We start from the raw sequence: 15,261 nt of genomic DNA on the forward strand, positions 1-15,261 counted from the left end.
GGATCATCCGAACAGGATCTTTGACAGGCGGCGACGGGTTGCCACCACCCATTCGTCTTCAAGCCCGGTCGCCTCGAATATCTGAAGCAGTTTCGCGCGGGCGGCCCCATCGTTCCATTCGCGATCCTTTTCGATCATTGCCAGCAGCGTATTAGCCGCGTCGTCGCGCGCTCCGCTTGCAAAGGCAGCCTCCGCGAAGGCGAATTGCGCCTCCATGTCATCTGGCGCGGCACCGGCTGCCTCGCGCAGTCGGGCAAGCTCGCCATCGTCAACCTGGGTGCCCGCAAGCTCGACAGCGCTCTTCGCCGCGGCCATTGCGGGGTCGCTGGCCAGCCTGGGATCGGTTTCCATCGCGGCGAGAACCTGCTTAGCCTCTTCAACCTGACCCATGGCGATCAGTGCGCGCACAAGCCCGGCATGGGCCGGTGCGTTGTCTCCGGCAAATTCCGTGACCTGAGCAAAAATGCTCGCCGCGCGCTGGGCATCGCCTTCGGTCAGGGCGGCCTCGCCCATGGCAACGAATTGCGCGAGCTCTTCTGGCGAGGGACCCTGCGGTGCGCTTTCGTCGCCGGCTGCACCAGGCTGCACCGGCAGTTGCGAGAGCAATTGTTCAAGCATCTGCTTAAGCTGGCTTTCTGTGCGCGCGCTGCTGATGTCGGCTACCGGCTGCCCTTGGAACATCGCATAGACCGTCGGGATCGAGCGAACCTGAAACTGGCTGGCGATGAACTGCTCTTCGTCGACATTGATCTTGGCGAGCACCACGCCCTTGTCCGCATATTCGGCGGCGACCTTTTCGAGCACAGGGGTCAACTGCTTGCACGGGCCGCACCATTCGGCCCAGAAATCGAGGATCACCAGCTTCGTCTGCGACGGCTCGACGACATTCTTGCGGAACCGTTCGACTGCCTTCTGCTCTTCGATGTTCAGACCCATGCTGGCCAAGGGAAAACTCCTGCTGGTTGGTTCGGATTACGTGTCGGCCCCAATGTGGGGCCTTTTTTGCGCTTGTGAACCTTGCGTGGAGTGCTGGCTAGTGTCGGTTCGCGATGTTCGCGAAAATTCAGGTGCATTTTACTCTTGCAGGGCATGTGAGTCGCTGCTAATCGCGCCGCCTCCCCGGCAGAGACTTGCGTTTGACGCGGTCCTGTGTGGCGTCAGTGAGCGGGCGTAGCTCAGGGGTAGAGCACAACCTTGCCAAGGTTGGGGTCGGGCGTTCGAATCGCCTCGCCCGCTCCATTTTCTTTCGGAACCTGATCACGAAAACCGCCAATGCGGTGCTGCATCCGTTTGCGCGATCACCCCATGCGTGCGAAGTTGGCTACACCCGGCGCTGCAGTGCGCTTGGTTTCGGTTTTGCCGTCGGCAGGCGCAAGATTGTCCGGATCGAAACCTCCGACCAAGGCGCCCAGTTCCGCCAGACGCTGCTGGTTGCGGCTGTAGAATACCAGCTTCGCGCTCTTGCGTGTCTCGACCAGTCCGGCCCTCCTCAAGACCCCCAGTTGCTGGGAAAGAGCCGGTTGGCCGATGTCACAGCGCTGCTCGATCTCGCCAACGTTCAACTCGCCGGAATGCAAGGCTTCGAGGATTTGAAATCGTAGGGGATGGGCCAGCGCCTTCAGCGCTTCAATAAGTGCGTCGTCGGTCATGTCGCATCACCCTTTGCGGCGGGCTTCATGAACCAATCAGATGCATTGTCGGCGTTATAGACATCGTCGATGTTCTGGCTGGGCGAGCTCAGCAGCGGATCGCCTGCCTGCCAATTGGCGGGGGCCAGCCCGTTGTGGTTGTCGATCGCCTGCAGGCCATCAATCATCCGTAGCATTTCGGGGATCGAGCGTCCGAGGTTCGCCGGATAGCAGGTCATTGCCCGTATCGTGCCTGACGGATCGATGAAGAAGGTGGTGCGTACCGTGGCGCTGTCATTGTCCTGTGGTGCGACCATGCCATAGGCACGGCCGATCACCAGAGTGGGGTCTTCGACGATCGGAAACCGGACCTCCACGTCAAACCGGTCCCTGATTATCCGCAGCCAGGCGAAATGGGCGAACAGGCTGTCGACGGATAGTGCCATGAGCGCGCAATCGCGCTTCTCGAAATCGCTGGCGGCGCGGGCGAGCTCGACAAATTCGGTGGTGCACACAGGCGTGAAATCGGCCGGGTGGGAAAATAGTATCAGCCAGCGCCCGCTGAAGTCGGAAAGTCTTACCGGCCCCATGGTGCTGCGCGCCTCGAATTCGGGGGCAGTGTCACCAATGCGAAGGCCGGCGCAGGGCGGCTGAGCGGTTTCGTGTGTCATGATCTGCCTCTAGCGCTTGACAGCCTCAATTGCAATACATATACACACTTTATGTAAATCAAGGAGAATGTCAGTGGATAAGAGCGATGGCACCCTGCTCGCTGCCGCCGCACAGGTGCAATCCGTGTTGAACGGCGATGCCTCACGGCCGGAAATCAAGGGCTTCTTTGATCCTGACACATTCACGGTAACCTATGTCGTCAGTGACCCCTCCACCGGAGAGGCGGCGATTATCGACTCGGTTCTGGATTTTGCGCCGAACTCCGGACGCACTTCCACCTCCTCTGCCGACGCCGTTATCGATTTTGTCACTTCGAAAAAATTGCAAGTGAAATGGCTGCTTGAGACCCATGCGCACGCCGATCACCTGTCTGCGGCGCCTTACCTGCAGGAAAAGCTGGGCGGTAGAATCGCGATCGGGGAGCACATCAAGGTTGTGCAGGGCGTGTTTGGAAAGCTCTTCAACGCTGGCACGGAATTTGAGCTGGACGGCTCGCAGTTTGACCACCTCTTTTCAGATGGCGACACCTTCAACATCGGCAATCTGCCGGTTGTTGTGCTGCACGTCCCCGGCCACACACCCGCATGCATCGCTTATGTGATTGGCGATGCCGTGTTCGTGGGAGATACGATGTTCATGCCTGACTATGGCACGGCGCGGGCTGATTTTCCTGGCGGTGACGCGCGGCAATTGTTCCGCTCGCTGCGCCGGGTGCTTGCGCTCCCGCCAGAAACTCGCCTGTTCATGTGCCATGACTACTTGCCCGCTGGCCGCGAGGAGTATGTCTGGGAGACCACGGTCGCCGCCGAACGCGCCGGCAACATCCATGCCCATGACGGCATTACCGAAGACGAATTTGTCGCCATGCGCGAAGCGCGCGACGCGACCCTCGACATGCCGCGCCTGATCCTGCCTTCGGTGCAGGTCAACATGCGGGCCGGCCACATGCCGCCCGCGGACGATAATGGGGTGACTTATCTCAAGCTGCCGGTGAACGCGGTATGATGCTGCCCGGCTTTCCAGACGCAGCGCCCTTGGCGGGGTTGGGTGGCGGGATCCTGATCGGTCTTGCTGCCGCACTGATGCTGTTGGGGGCAGGGCGGATTGCTGGCGTCTCCGGCATCGCTGCGCGCGCCGTTGGGCTGAGCGAAAGCAGTCTGCCCCGCATTTCGGCATGGCTGTTTGTTCTTGGCCTGCCAGTTGGCGCGCTGATTGTCAGCGCGCTTCAGGGTGGAATGAGCGCGAAGTTTGCATCGCCGATCTTCCTCGTGATTGCCGGGCTTGCAGTCGGCATAGGAACAAGGCTCGGCAGCGGTTGCACCAGCGGCCACGGCGTGTGCGGCATGAGCCGGTTTTCGCAACGCTCTATCGTCGCCACGCTCACTTTCATGGCGACGGGCTTTGCCACGGTGGCAGCCATGAATGCTCTCGGGCTGGAGGTCTTGCCATGATGAACCGTGTGATCGTGCCCGCGCTTTCGGGCATCGTATTCGGAGCGGGGCTTGCGTTGGGCGGAATGACCGATCCGGCCCGGGTGCGGGGTTTTCTCGACCTTTTCGGCGCGTGGGATCCGACGCTTGCCTTCGTCATGGGCGGAGCGGTGCTGGTGATGGTGGTCGCCTGGCAGGTGCAGTCGCGCATGATGCGCCCCCTCTTTGCCGAAGGGTTTTCGCTGCCTGATCGCAGCGACCTGACCCCGCGCCTGATCGGTGGTTCTGCACTGTTCGGCATTGGTTGGGGGATTGCGGGTCTGTGCCCCGGCCCGGGCTTTGCCGCACTGGTTATCGACGCGGCATCGGCGGCCATCTTCATTGTCGCCATGTTCGCGGGAATGGCGATCGTTCGCCTGATCGAAGGGAAGGGCTGATGGAGGTCAAGCCGGTCTATTCGGGCTTCGCGGTGGCGGCGCAATTGCAGCCCGGCGACTGCGAAACAGCCGCGAAACAGGGCTTTGCCGCAATCATCTGCAATCGCCCTGATGGCGAGGAAGATGATCAGCCTACCGTGGCCGAAATGCGCGAGGCGGCGCAAGCTGCCGGGCTCGCGTTCCACCATATTCCGGTAAGCGGCGGCGCCTTTCCTCCTCCTGCAATAGCGGCCTTCGCCGCCATTCGAAAAGGCACCGAAGGACCGGTGCTCGCCTATTGCCGGACCGGGACGCGTTCGATCACCCTCGAAATGCTCGCCAACCCTACCGGCCTAGCGGTTTCCGAGCGGATAAAGCGAGCCGAGATGGCCGGTTACGATCTCGGCAATTTGCGCGAAACACTGGACTAGCAGCACGGGAATCAGAGGATGTCCATTTCACATAAGGTCGTCATTGTTGGCGGCGGCGCTGCGGGAATTGCTACCGCCGCATCATTGCTTGCGCGCCGGAAAGGGCTCGACATCGCGATTGTCGAGCCAAACGACACGCATGCCTATCAACCGGGCTGGACGATGGTGGGGGGAGGCATCTTCGACCCCAAGGTTACCGTTCGTCCCATGGCCAGCGTAATGCCCAAAGGTGTGACCTGGATCAGGCAGGGCGTCACAGGTTTCACGCCCGACAGCAATGAAGTCACCCTGAGCGACGGATCGAAGCTGGGTTACGAAGTGCTTGTCGTCGCTCCGGGCATCCGGCTTGCGTGGGAGAAGATCGCGGGTCTGGAAGAAACGCTGGGCCGGAACGGGGTCACTTCGAACTATCGTTACGATCTTGCACCCTATACATGGGAACTGGTCGAACGGATGCGCTCGGGCAAGGCACTGTTCACGCAGCCACCCATGCCGATCAAATGCGCCGGCGCCCCGCAAAAGGCGATGTATCTCGCCTGCGATCACTGGTTGCGACGCGGCGTGCTGGATCAGGTCGAAGTCGGGTTTTGCAACGCGGGCGGCGTTCTGTTCGGGGTGGCGGACTATGTCCCCGCGCTTATGAGCTACATCGAGAAATACAATGTGGCGTTGAACCTAGGCAACGATCTGATCGCAGTTGATGGCCCCGCGCAAAAGGCGGTCTTCAAGACGTCAGAGGGCGAAGTGACGCGTGAATTCGACATGCTCCATGTCGTCCCCCCGCAAGTCGCTCCGCAGTTTCTTGCCGACAGCCCGCTCGCGGCGGACACCGGCTTCACCGATGTCGATCACCATACCTTGCAGCACGTGCGTTATCCCAATGTCTTCGGTCTGGGAGACGGAGCCAACACTCCCAATGCCAAGACTGCAGCAGCGGCGCGCAAGCAGGCTCCGGTTGTCGCAGTGAATGCGTTGCAGGAACTGGACGGGCACAATCCGCGAGCAGGATATGATGGCTATGGCTCCTGTCCGCTGACGGTCGAGCGCGGCAAGATCGTGCTGGCCGAATTCGGCTATGGCGGCAAGCTTGCACCCAGCTTTCCAACCTGGCTGGTTGACGGGACCAAGCCGCAGCGGCTTTCATGGATGTTAAAGGCCGATGCCTTGCCGTGGATCTACTGGAACGGGATGCTGAAGGGCAGGGAGTGGCTGGCTGGTCCCGGCGGATTGATCGCGCAATAGGGTTCAGGCGCAAAAGGGTTTGCACCCGACAAATCGAGAAAGACATCGATTCATGCTAAAGCGCTATTTCCCGATCCTCGAATGGGGTCGCAGCTACAATCGGGATGTTCTGACCAGCGATCTGATGGCGGCGGTGATCGTCACCATCATGCTCATCCCGCAAAGCCTGGCCTATGCCTTGCTGGCGGGATTGCCACCCGTGGTGGGGCTTTACGCCTCCATCCTGCCCCTGATGCTCTATGCCGTATTCGGCACATCGCGGACGCTGGCAGTCGGCCCGGTCGCGGTGATCTCGCTGATGACGGCGAGTGCGGCTGGGGCCGTGGCCGGGCAGGGTACTGCGGAATATCTCGAAGCAGCGATCACGCTCGCGTTCCTGTCTGGTGTGATGCTGGCGATACTCGGCCTGTTGCGAGCCGGTTTCCTCGCGAACCTGCTGTCGCATCCGGTGATCAGCGGCTTCATAACGGCCAGCGGCATCCTGATCGCGACTAGCCAGATCAAGCATATCGTCGGGGTCAAGGCGGGGGGCGACAATTGGCCGGAAATGATCGGTGCGCTGGCGTCTGTCATCGGGGACATCAATCCGACCACCATCGCCATCGGGATTCCGGCGATGATGTTCCTGTTCTGGGTGCGGAAAGGGGCAAAGCCGGCATTGCAATCGCTGGGCATGCCTGCCCGTGCGGCGGACATGACTGCCAAGGCGGGGCCGGTCGTGGCGGTAGCGCTTTCGATCATGGCGGTGATCTTCTTCGATCTGGAGGCTGCGGGCGTCGCCATCACCGGATCGATCCCCCAGGGATTGCCTCCGTTTGCGGTGCCGTCGACCGATCTTGCGCTGATTGAGCAATTGTGGGTTCCGGCCCTGCTGATCTCGATCATCGGCTTCGTTGAGAGCGTTTCGGTAGCGCAAACACTGGCGGCGAAGCGGCGGCAGCGGATTTCGCCGGATCAGGAACTGATAGGCCTGGGCGCCTCAAACATCGCCTCCGCCTTTTCGGGCGGCTATCCGGTCACCGGCGGGTTCGCCCGATCAGCAGTGAATTTCGATGCCGGAGCGCAAACCCCCGCCGCAGGTGCTTTCACGGCAGTCGGGATTGCCTTGGCGACGCTGTTCCTCACGCCTCTGCTTTACAGCCTGCCGATTGCCACGCTGGCTGCGACGATAATTGTCGCCGTCCTGAGCCTTGTTGATCTGCGCACGCCGCAGCGGTTGTGGCATTATTCAAAGGCAGACTTTGCCGCCCATGCGGCCACCATCGCGATAACCTTGCTTGCCGGGGTGGAGCTGGGTGTAATCGCGGGTGTGATCGTGGGGCTCTTGCTCTATCTCTGGCGGGCCAGTCGTCCTCACGCCGCGATTGTCGGACGCGTGCCTGAAACCGAGCATTTCCGCAATGTCGATCGGCACAAGGTCTTTACCGTGCCGCATATCCTCTCGATCCGGATCGACGAGGCGCTGACCTATCTCAACGCGCGCTGGCTCGAGGAATATGTGCTGGAACAGGTCGCGGACCGCCCGGCTGTACGGCACGTCATCCTGATGTGCAGCGCGGTGAACGAAGTGGACGCCTCCGGTCTGGAAAGTCTGGAGGCGATCAATCACCGTCTGGGCGATGCGAAGGTCGGCCTGCACCTGTCGGAGGTGAAAGGGCCGGTGATGGACCGCCTGAAGCGCTCGCATTTCATCGACGAGCTCAACGGCCAGGTTTACCTTTCCCAGTCGAAGGCGTTCGACAGCCTTGTTGCAGACGATGGCACCCCGCCCGAGCCGCACGACCAGTATCTGGCTCGCGGGCTGATCTGAGCGAATCTGCAATTCAATATAAATTAATCTGTAACTGAAATCCTGAATTTCGCCTCTTTCAGGCCAAATTGCGCCATTTGCGTGTGACTTCATAAATTCGATTAATGTATGCGAGTAATTGAATTGGCTAAAGTGTGTGTCGCGGTCTAGGAACCGGGGCATCCAATCCAGGAGCAATCATCATGAGCTTGCATATCGGCGATATCGCCCCGAACTTCACCGTCGCCACCACCACCGGCGAGATAAATCTGCACGACTGGGCTGGCGACAGCTGGGTGTTCTTCTTCAGCCATCCGGCCGATTTCACCCCGGTCTGCACCACAGAAATGGGCATGACCGCCAAGCTTGCCGCCGAGTTCGAAAAGCGGAACGTCAAGCCGCTCGGCCTGTCGACCGATACCGTTGAAGAGCATCTGGAATGGGTCAAGGACGTGGACGAAACGCAGGGCGTCACGCTGTCCTTCCCGATTGTCGCCGATCCGGATCTGGAGATCGCTAAACTCTATGACATGATCCACCCGGACCAGTCGGAAACCGCCGCAGTGCGTTCGGTATTCATCATCGATCCGGCGAAGAAGATCCGTCTCGTGATGACGTATCCGATGAGCGTGGGGCGCAACTTTGACGAAATCCTGCGCGTGATTGATAGTCTCCAGCTGAGCGATCGCTGCACCATCGCTACGCCTGCCAACTGGAAAGTCGGAGATGAAGTGATCATCCCGCCTTCGATCCCGGATGAAAAGGCCAGGGAAATGTTTCCGCAGGGCTTCAAGACGATCAAGCCCTACCTCCGAACGGCAAAAGTCGCCTGAGGGTCGCGGGGGCGCGCCTGCTTGATCGCAGACGCGCCCTTCCCGTATCTGCCATTCATCACGTCGCCACCCGCAATCGGGGAATGCCATGTTTGACCAACTCGACGCCCTGTTACTGGCTCGCATCCAGTTCGCCTTCACGGTCAGTTTCCACTTCTTCTTCCCGGCCTTTTCGATCGGGCTGGCCAGCTATCTCGCGGTGCTTGAGGGATTGTGGCTGAAGACCGGAAAGCAAGTTTACCTCGACCTGTTCAAATACTGGCTGAAGATCTTCGCCATCGCCTTTGCCATGGGAGTCGTGTCCGGGATCGTCATGTCCTACCAGTTCGGCACCAACTGGTCGGTTTTCTCGGATGTGGCAGGGCCGGTGATCGGGCCGTTGATGGCCTATGAAGTCCTTACCGCCTTTTTCCTCGAAGCCGGGTTCCTTGGCGTGATGCTGTTCGGGATGGAGAAAGTCGGCAAGAAACTGCACTTCACCGCCACTCTGATGGTGGCAATCGGCACTTTCATTTCGGCCTTCTGGATCCTTTCGGTCAACAGCTGGATGCAGACCCCGGTGGGGCATGTGATGGGCGAGAACGGCCAGTTCCTTCCCGGTGAAAGCTGGTGGGACATCATCTTCAACCCCAGCTTCCCCTATCGCCTCGTCCATACGGTGATGGCGGCCTATCTCACCACCGCTTTCGTTGTCGGAGGTGTCGGCGCTTATCACCTGCTCAAGGACCGCGCCAATGCCCACGCCCGCAAGATGTTTTCCATGGCGATGTGGATGGCTGCGCTGGTGACCCCGTTGCAGATTTTCGCCGGCGACTTGCACGGGCTTAACACGCTGGAGCATCAACCCGCCAAAGTCATGGCGATGGAAGGGCATTACCAGAGCCACCCGGATGGTGCGCCGCTGATCCTGTTCGGGATTCCCGATAGCGAAGCCAAGACGGTGCGTTATGCGATCGAGATTCCCAAGGCATCCTCGCTGATCCTCAAGCACGATCCGGATGCTCCTCTGGCCGGGCTCGATACCATTCCCGATGATGAAGAACCGCCGGTTGGCATGGTTTTCTGGGCCTTTCGGATCATGGTCAGCATCGGATTTGCCATGCTCGGGATCGGCCTCTGGAGCCTCTATGCGCGTTTTCGCGGGCGGCTGTATGATGCGCTTTGGCTCCACCGTGCGGCGGTGCTGATGGCGCCCAGCGGTTTCATTGCGGTCCTCGCAGGATGGATCACCACCGAGGTCGGCCGTCAGCCCTATGTGATCTATGGCCTGCTGCGCACTGCCGATGCCGCCAGCCCGCTGGATGCGCCCGCCGTCGCCGCCTCGTTGCTGGCTTTCGTCATCGTCTATTTCACGGTCTTCGGGATCGGCGTGTGGTACATCCTGCAATTGATGGGCAAGGCGCCCCACGCCGGAGAGCTGGGTGCAAAGCGTGGCGACACCGGCCCGATCCGCACCGCCGGGATAACGCCCGGCCTTATGCAGGGGGCAATCGGAGGCGCTCCGCTCCCCGCCGCCAACACCGATGCAAGGGAAACCAACTGATGGACCTGACAGTCATCTGGGCCTTCATCATAGCCTTCGCCGTCTTCGCCTATGTGGTGATGGACGGCTTCGATCTCGGTATCGGTATCCTGTTTCCGACCTTGCGCGTAGGGCAGGGGCGCAATCGCGCGATGAACTCCATCGCGCCGGTGTGGGACGGGAACGAGACCTGGCTGGTGTTGGGCGGGGGCGGCTTGTTCGCGGCATTTCCTCTCGCCTACGCCGTGGTGCTTCCGGCAACCTATCCGCTGATAATCGCCATGCTTCTGGGCCTCGTCTTCCGTGGCGTTGCGTTCGAATACCGCTGGCGTGATCCAGCGCATCGCGCTTTCTGGGATGCCGCGTTTTTTGGCGGTTCGCTGGTTGCAGCCATGGCGCAAGGCATGACTTTGGGCGCTTTGCTGCAAGGTATCGAAGTTATTGACCGCGCCTATGCCGGAAGCTGGTGGGACTGGCTTACCCCCTACACCATGCTCACCGGCCTCGGTACGGTCGCAGGCTATGCCTTGCTGGGAAGCACATGGCTGATCTGGAAGCTGGATGGCGGGGTTCAGAACCACGCGCGGTGGCTGGCTGTGCGCGCCGCTGTCGCAACGATCATGTTGATGGGGGCTGTCAGCCTCTACAACATCACCCTTAATGCCGAATACGCCGCCCGCTGGTTGACCGCCCCTGAAATCTATTTCGCCGCGCCAGTTCCGATCATCACCGCGATCGTCGCGATATCGCTGGTGCGATCGATCCTCAAGGAACGCAACAGCAAGCCGTTCTGGCTCGCCATCGCGCTGTTCTTCTTTGGCATGGCGGGTCTGGGCGTCACCATGTGGCCCTATGTGGTTCCGCCCGGACTCACCATTTGGGATGCCGCCGCGCCCGCGAAAAGCCAGGTCTTCATGCTGATCGGCGTCGCCCTGACCCTTCCGTTGATCATCGGATACACCGCGTGGACCTATTGGGTGTTTCGCGGCAAGGTTGGTGAAGAGGGATATCATTGATGTTGCAGCCGCCTGATCCTCCCCCGCCGCTGTGGCAGCGGCTCGCATGGATGGTGGGCATATGGCTTGCCAGCGTGGCTGTTCTCGGCATTGTCGCTATGATCATCCGGTTCTGGCTGGGAGTTTGACGGATAATGCTGAAAACCCGCGTACCTCCACCTTTGGTTGCTCTTTGCTGTGCCGGCCTGATGTGGGGCGTGGCGGAGCTTTGGCCCGAGCTGCGGGTGAGCATCCCTCTGCAATGGATATGGGCGTTGCTCTTGATTGGCGCAGGCCTCGCGATTGATCTCGTCTCGGTCGCCGCCTTCTTTAAGGCGCGCACCACTGTCACCCCGCTCGCGCCGGAAAAGGCATCGAGTCTGGTTACGGGCGGGCTCTATCGCTTCACCCGCAACCCCATGTATCTGGGAATGCTGCTCATCCTCATAGGGATCGCGCTGTTCTTGGCTTCGCCAGTCAATATCGCGATCCTTGGCGTTTTCGTCGCATACATCACCGCATTCCAGATCAAGCCCGAAGAAGCGCTGCTTGAGGCGAAATTCGGTGAAGCATACCGTGAATACAAAGGGCGCGTGCGGCGTTGGCTCTAGCGTCCACGCAAATGACACACTGTGGCGCATTTGCCGCATAGGGTGAGGGATTGCCCGCCATAGCAGGTCATTTGCCACCGCCTTCAATTTTCCGGTTGCACTTTGAAGTCGGAACACTAGGTGCGTGATATCTTGTCTCATGTGATGATATCACATGGCGACACCCCCTGTTTTTGAGCATGATTGAGGAATTCAATGAAGCCGTTCAGTTCAACCCTCGCCCTCGCAACCGCACTGACCTTTGCCTTTGGTGCAGCCCCCGCCCTTGCAAACACTTCTTCGGAAGCTGCTGAGGCCAGCGAACAGGATGACCAGTCGCAGGCACGCGAAGCATCAGACGAAGATCGCGAAGACGATCCGCATTACCGCGGCAACATCATCGTGGCAGCCGAAGGTTTGCGCGAACTCGATTTCATCGGCGGGCAGGATGTGATCGGCCTCGCTGAAATTCAGCGGGATCTCAGCGGCCAGCTCGGCGATCTCCTGATCAAGGTGCCCGGCGTATCGGCAACCAGCTTTTCGCCCGGTGCATCTCGTCCGATCCTGCGCGGCTTCGACGGAGAGCGCGTCCGCATCCTGATCGATGGGCTTGGCACCGCCGATGTTGGTAACACCTCGGCTGACCACGCGACCACGATTGATCCGCTGACTGTCGAGCGGATCGAAGTGCTGCGCGGACCGGGTGCTTTGCTGTTCGGTAGCCAGGCGATCGGCGGGGTCGTGAACGTGATCGACCGTCGCATTCCGATCGCAATTCCTGAAGACGGCGTTCACGTCGAGGCACTGACCGCCTTCGACACCGCATCGAACCTGCGCAGCGGCGGCGCCTCGATCGACGTTCCGTTGGGTGAAGTGTTCGTGCTGCATGTCGACGGCAGCTTCCGCGAGACCGGCAATGTCGAAATTCCCGGCTTCCAGCTCACTGACGATTTCAGGGCAGAGCTTCTCGCCGAAGCCGCTGAGGAGGAAGCCGAGGGTGAGTTTGAAGAGGCCGACGAATTTCGCGAGGCAGCGGGGCAGCGCGGTTTCATCCCAAACAGCGACACTCAGACATGGACTGCCAACGCCGGTCTTGGTGTGATTCTTGGCGAATCCAGCTTCGGTGCGTCGGTCGGCTACTACGAAACCGACTACGGCCTTGTCGGACGCCCCGGTGCTGAACACCATCACGGTGAAGAAGGCGAAGAGGAAGAAGAAGGCGCTGAGGAAGAGGGTGAGGAAATCGTCACCATCGGTCTCGAACAGCTTCGTGTCGATCTTCGCGGTGACATCTATCTTGGCGAAGGCTTCTTCTCACGCCTGAAGCTGCGCGGGGGATATTCGGATTACACCCACACCGAATTCGAAGGCCCTGAAGTCGGCACCGTCTTCGATACCGAAACCATCGAAGCGCGAGCCGAGCTGCTTCAGAGCAGTGGCGGCATCATCGGCGTGCAGTTCAAGAACCGCGACTTTTCTGCCGTGGGTGAAGAGGCTTTCGTTGCTCCCAATGAAACCACGCAGTTCTCCTTGTTCACCGCGCAGGAAGTAGACCTCGGCGGGCTCCAGATCGAAGCCGCCGCGCGTTACGAGGCGGTCGATGTGGAATCGCAGCCGCTGGGTCTTGACCGCAGCTTCGACCTGTTCTCCGGCGCGCTCTCCGCCGTGGTCGCTAGTGAAGGCGGCGTCCGGGCGGGTTTGACCGTCTCCCGGTCCGAGCGTGCACCCGCAGGTGAGGAGTTGTTCGCCAACGGTCCGCACATTGCGACGCAGGCGTTCGAGATCGGCAATCCCGATTTGGACACCGAAAGCGCATGGGGTCTTGAGACCTTCGTACGCGGGGACATCGGCGCGGTCAGTTTTGGCGCCTCGGTCTATTACCAGTCGTTCGACGACTTCATCTATCTCAGCCCCACAGGCATGGAAGAGGACGATCTGCCGGTGTTCGTCTACCTCCAGAACGACGCCCAGTTCTTCGGCTTTGAAGCGGACCTCAACCTGCCGCTGATCGACAATGGCGACTGGTCGCTCGATGCGGACCTGCGCGCTTCTTATGTCGACGCCACGCTGTCCGACGACTCCAACGTCCCGCGCATCCCGCCGCTCAGCCTGCTGGGCGCGCTGGAGGCGGAGTATGGCGATTTCGAACTGCGCGGCGAAGTGCAGTACTTCGGCGAGCAGAACGACGTGGCCGAGTTCGAGACCGAGACCGACGCCTTCACCTTCGTCAACCTTTACCTGTCCTGGCGCCCGCTGCCGTCAAACCGCAACGTCGTGTTCCAGATCGCGGGCGAGAACCTGTTCGATCAGGAGGGGCGGCGCCACTCCAGCTTCACCAAGGACTTCGTCCCGCTGCCCGGTCGCAACATCCGTGGCAGCGTCCGCATCAGCTTCTGACCCTTGGCGAGCCCCCGTCCCGACCCATCGACGGGGGCTCGCCAAACCTTCCAATCAGTCTTCCACCGCGAAGCTGATCTCGGCGTGCTCCTGCAAGCGTTCAACCAGCGCTTCGCCAAGGAACGAGCCCGGCGTGCCGACGCCGCCTTCCGCCTTTGACGCCAGCAGCGCGATGCCCGTCTCGCTCAACATCCGGCTGGTCGAGCCATAGCCCGGATCGTATTTGCCCTTCACTCCGAAGTGCAGCGTGTCTTCGCCGCCGTCAGGCGCGTGTGCGACAAACAGCACGTCGTAGAAACCGGTCTCGCGCTCTTCCTTCGTCGGGCCTTCGCCCGGCTTGGGCGGCTTGGCCCCGAACGGGTTCTTCATCATCTCGGCGGCGGCCTCGGCCATCTTCTTGCCCGCCTCGCCCGGACTGGTCAGCACCATTTCATCATACTTGAAGTCGGTGCCGTACGGGTGGCCCAGCAGGAAGTTGGTGCGGTGCACGTTCTTCGTATTGATCGGCGCCATGACGAACGGCGCGGCCCATTTGTCGATGTCTTTCTCGTATTTGGGGATCATGCCTGATGGCTGGTCCGGCCCGGCAAAGCCCGGCGCCAGCGCAAAGGGATCGCGCAGCACATTGATGATAGAGGGGCTTTTCGCCGCCGCTTTCATCGTCGCGCCAAGGCTGGCCGCCGTCCCGCCCGAGAACGTCCCCTTCATCGCGCGCACGCGGCCACGGATGCGCGGCGACGGCTTGCCCCAGCGGGCCACCGCAGCTTTCTGCGTCATCATCACGCCCAGATCGAAGGGGATCGAATCGAACCCGCTGGAAAAGCAGATGCGCGCCCCGCTCGCCTTGGCGGCTTCGTGATGCTCGGCGATCTTGTCGGCCATCCATGCCGGTTCGCCGCACAGGTCGGCATAGTCGGTGCCGGTCTTGACGCAGGCCGCGACGAGGTTGTCGCCATAAAGCTGGTACGGGCCAACCGTCGTCAACACCACCTTGGTGCGCGCGCACATGGCTTCGAGATCGGCCGGATCATCGGCATTGGCGACAACCAGCGGCGTCGTTGCCGGAGCGCCGATTTCGTCGCGCACTGCCTCCAGCTTGGCAAGGCTGCGCCCCGCCATCGCCCATTTCGGCGCATCGTCGCGGCCCGCGTAATGCTGGTCGAGATACTCCGCCACAAGCCGCCCGGTGTAGCCGGTGGCGCCATAGACGATAATGTCGAATTCGGTATCAGCCATTGTCCTATTCTCCTTTGCCCGCCGAGATGGGCGAGGGCAGTGCCGATGTCAAAGCCCCTGCCTCTGCGTTCTTGAGTTGC

16 protein-coding genes and 1 tRNA gene are annotated in these 15,261 nt (G+C 60.8%); 13 read left to right on the plus strand and 4 right to left on the minus strand.

Annotation, left to right across the window (positions count from 1 at the left end):
* Window positions 1-3: 3 nt before the first annotated feature.
* Entirely contained in the window at window positions 4-936 is a 933-nt protein-coding gene (gene trxA / locus L1K66_RS03720; RefSeq protein ID WP_252260584.1) for a thioredoxin, read from the minus strand.
* A 228-nt stretch (window positions 937-1,164) separates the two neighbouring features.
* Between trxA and L1K66_RS03725 the strand changes: the two genes are divergently transcribed.
* Window positions 1,165-1,239 (plus strand) — tRNA-Gly (locus L1K66_RS03725).
* Between the two features lie 59 nt (window positions 1,240-1,298).
* Here the strand turns inward: L1K66_RS03725 and L1K66_RS03730 are convergent.
* The gene (locus tag L1K66_RS03730) at window positions 1,299-1,649 is read right to left on the minus strand and encodes an ArsR/SmtB family transcription factor (RefSeq protein ID WP_252259676.1); all 351 of its coding nucleotides are present in this window, start codon (window positions 1,647-1,649) and stop codon (window positions 1,299-1,301) included.
* A complete protein-coding gene (locus tag L1K66_RS03735; protein ID WP_252259677.1) occupies window positions 1,646-2,299 on the minus strand; it encodes a peroxiredoxin in 654 nt (217 codons plus the stop codon). The genes L1K66_RS03730 and L1K66_RS03735 overlap by 4 nt, the downstream gene beginning before the upstream one ends.
* A 67-nt stretch (window positions 2,300-2,366) precedes the next feature.
* Between L1K66_RS03735 and L1K66_RS03740 the strand changes: the two genes are divergently transcribed.
* From L1K66_RS03740 to L1K66_RS03790, 12 genes are all read left to right on the plus strand, one after another.
* On the plus strand, window positions 2,367-3,305 hold the full coding sequence (locus L1K66_RS03740) for an MBL fold metallo-hydrolase (RefSeq protein ID WP_252260585.1): 939 nt from the start codon (window positions 2,367-2,369) through the stop codon (window positions 3,303-3,305).
* Entirely contained in the window at window positions 3,302-3,751 is a 450-nt protein-coding gene (locus L1K66_RS03745; protein WP_034956156.1) for a YeeE/YedE family protein, read from the plus strand. The genes L1K66_RS03740 and L1K66_RS03745 overlap by 4 nt, the downstream gene beginning before the upstream one ends.
* On the plus strand, window positions 3,748-4,167 hold the full coding sequence (locus L1K66_RS03750) for a DUF6691 family protein (protein WP_252259678.1): 420 nt from the start codon (window positions 3,748-3,750) through the stop codon (window positions 4,165-4,167). The genes L1K66_RS03745 and L1K66_RS03750 overlap by 4 nt, the downstream gene beginning before the upstream one ends.
* On the plus strand, window positions 4,167-4,577 hold the full coding sequence (locus L1K66_RS16485) for a TIGR01244 family sulfur transferase (protein ID WP_330221251.1): 411 nt from the start codon (window positions 4,167-4,169) through the stop codon (window positions 4,575-4,577). Before L1K66_RS03750 ends, L1K66_RS16485 begins: the two co-directional genes overlap by 1 nt.
* Window positions 4,578-4,595: 18 nt before the next feature.
* Window positions 4,596-5,819, plus strand: a complete 1,224-nt coding sequence (locus L1K66_RS03755; RefSeq protein ID WP_330221252.1) for an NAD(P)/FAD-dependent oxidoreductase — start codon at window positions 4,596-4,598, stop codon at window positions 5,817-5,819.
* Between the two features lie 52 nt (window positions 5,820-5,871).
* Window positions 5,872-7,629: a SulP family inorganic anion transporter gene (locus L1K66_RS03760; protein WP_252259679.1), complete on the plus strand. Its 1,758-nt coding sequence runs from the start codon at window positions 5,872-5,874 to the stop codon at window positions 7,627-7,629.
* 182 nt (window positions 7,630-7,811) lie between these two features.
* Window positions 7,812-8,441 (plus strand): peroxiredoxin, encoded by a 630-nt coding sequence (locus L1K66_RS03765; RefSeq protein ID WP_252259680.1) that lies wholly within the window; start codon window positions 7,812-7,814, stop codon window positions 8,439-8,441.
* 88 nt (window positions 8,442-8,529) lie between these two features.
* Window positions 8,530-9,984: a cytochrome ubiquinol oxidase subunit I gene (locus L1K66_RS03770; RefSeq protein ID WP_252259681.1), complete on the plus strand. Its 1,455-nt coding sequence runs from the start codon at window positions 8,530-8,532 to the stop codon at window positions 9,982-9,984.
* Window positions 9,984-10,979: a cytochrome d ubiquinol oxidase subunit II gene (gene cydB / locus L1K66_RS03775; protein ID WP_252259682.1), complete on the plus strand. Its 996-nt coding sequence runs from the start codon at window positions 9,984-9,986 to the stop codon at window positions 10,977-10,979. Before L1K66_RS03770 ends, cydB begins: the two co-directional genes overlap by 1 nt.
* A complete protein-coding gene (locus L1K66_RS03780) occupies window positions 10,979-11,107 on the plus strand; it encodes a DUF2474 family protein (protein ID WP_252259683.1) in 129 nt (42 codons plus the stop codon). Before cydB ends, L1K66_RS03780 begins: the two co-directional genes overlap by 1 nt.
* A 6-nt stretch (window positions 11,108-11,113) precedes the next feature.
* Entirely contained in the window at window positions 11,114-11,569 is a 456-nt protein-coding gene (locus tag L1K66_RS03785) for a methyltransferase family protein (protein ID WP_252259684.1), read from the plus strand.
* Between the two features lie 195 nt (window positions 11,570-11,764).
* A complete protein-coding gene (locus L1K66_RS03790; protein WP_252259685.1) occupies window positions 11,765-13,945 on the plus strand; it encodes a TonB-dependent receptor in 2,181 nt (726 codons plus the stop codon).
* Window positions 13,946-13,999: 54 nt separating this feature from the next.
* Here the strand turns inward: L1K66_RS03790 and L1K66_RS03795 are convergent, their stop codons facing one another.
* Window positions 14,000-15,181 (minus strand): saccharopine dehydrogenase family protein, encoded by a 1,182-nt coding sequence (locus L1K66_RS03795; protein WP_252259686.1) that lies wholly within the window; start codon window positions 15,179-15,181, stop codon window positions 14,000-14,002.
* Between the last annotated feature and the right edge of the window lie 80 nt (window positions 15,182-15,261).

This window comes from Erythrobacter aurantius (assembly GCF_023823125.1).
GTDB classification, from domain to species: domain Bacteria; phylum Pseudomonadota; class Alphaproteobacteria; order Sphingomonadales; family Sphingomonadaceae; genus Erythrobacter; species Erythrobacter aurantius.

Excerpts from the sequence above, each read along its gene's own strand:
- L1K66_RS03765 (WP_252259680.1), top strand. The coding sequence starts at position 7,812 with ATGAGCTTGCATATCGGCGATATCGCCCCGAACTTCACCGTCGCCACC.
- L1K66_RS03790 (WP_252259685.1), top strand. The coding sequence starts at position 11,765 with ATGAAGCCGTTCAGTTCAACCCTCGCCCTCGCAACCGCACTGACCTTT.
- trxA (WP_252260584.1), bottom strand. The coding sequence starts at position 936 with ATGGGTCTGAACATCGAAGAGCAGAAGGCAGTCGAACGGTTCCGCAAG.
- L1K66_RS03795 (WP_252259686.1), bottom strand. The coding sequence starts at position 15,181 with ATGGCTGATACCGAATTCGACATTATCGTCTATGGCGCCACCGGCTAC.
- L1K66_RS03770 (WP_252259681.1), top strand. The coding sequence starts at position 8,530 with ATGTTTGACCAACTCGACGCCCTGTTACTGGCTCGCATCCAGTTCGCC.
- L1K66_RS03740 (WP_252260585.1), top strand. The coding sequence starts at position 2,367 with ATGTCAGTGGATAAGAGCGATGGCACCCTGCTCGCTGCCGCCGCACAG.
- L1K66_RS03730 (WP_252259676.1), bottom strand. The coding sequence starts at position 1,649 with ATGACCGACGACGCACTTATTGAAGCGCTGAAGGCGCTGGCCCATCCC.
- L1K66_RS16485 (WP_330221251.1), top strand. The coding sequence starts at position 4,167 with ATGGAGGTCAAGCCGGTCTATTCGGGCTTCGCGGTGGCGGCGCAATTG.
- L1K66_RS03785 (WP_252259684.1), top strand. The coding sequence starts at position 11,114 with ATGCTGAAAACCCGCGTACCTCCACCTTTGGTTGCTCTTTGCTGTGCC.
- L1K66_RS03735 (WP_252259677.1), bottom strand. The coding sequence starts at position 2,299 with ATGACACACGAAACCGCTCAGCCGCCCTGCGCCGGCCTTCGCATTGGT.
- L1K66_RS03760 (WP_252259679.1), top strand. The coding sequence starts at position 5,872 with ATGCTAAAGCGCTATTTCCCGATCCTCGAATGGGGTCGCAGCTACAAT.
- L1K66_RS03780 (WP_252259683.1), top strand. The coding sequence starts at position 10,979 with ATGTTGCAGCCGCCTGATCCTCCCCCGCCGCTGTGGCAGCGGCTCGCA.
- cydB (WP_252259682.1), top strand. The coding sequence starts at position 9,984 with ATGGACCTGACAGTCATCTGGGCCTTCATCATAGCCTTCGCCGTCTTC.
- L1K66_RS03750 (WP_252259678.1), top strand. The coding sequence starts at position 3,748 with ATGATGAACCGTGTGATCGTGCCCGCGCTTTCGGGCATCGTATTCGGA.
- L1K66_RS03745 (WP_034956156.1), top strand. The coding sequence starts at position 3,302 with ATGATGCTGCCCGGCTTTCCAGACGCAGCGCCCTTGGCGGGGTTGGGT.
- L1K66_RS03755 (WP_330221252.1), top strand. The coding sequence starts at position 4,596 with ATGTCCATTTCACATAAGGTCGTCATTGTTGGCGGCGGCGCTGCGGGA.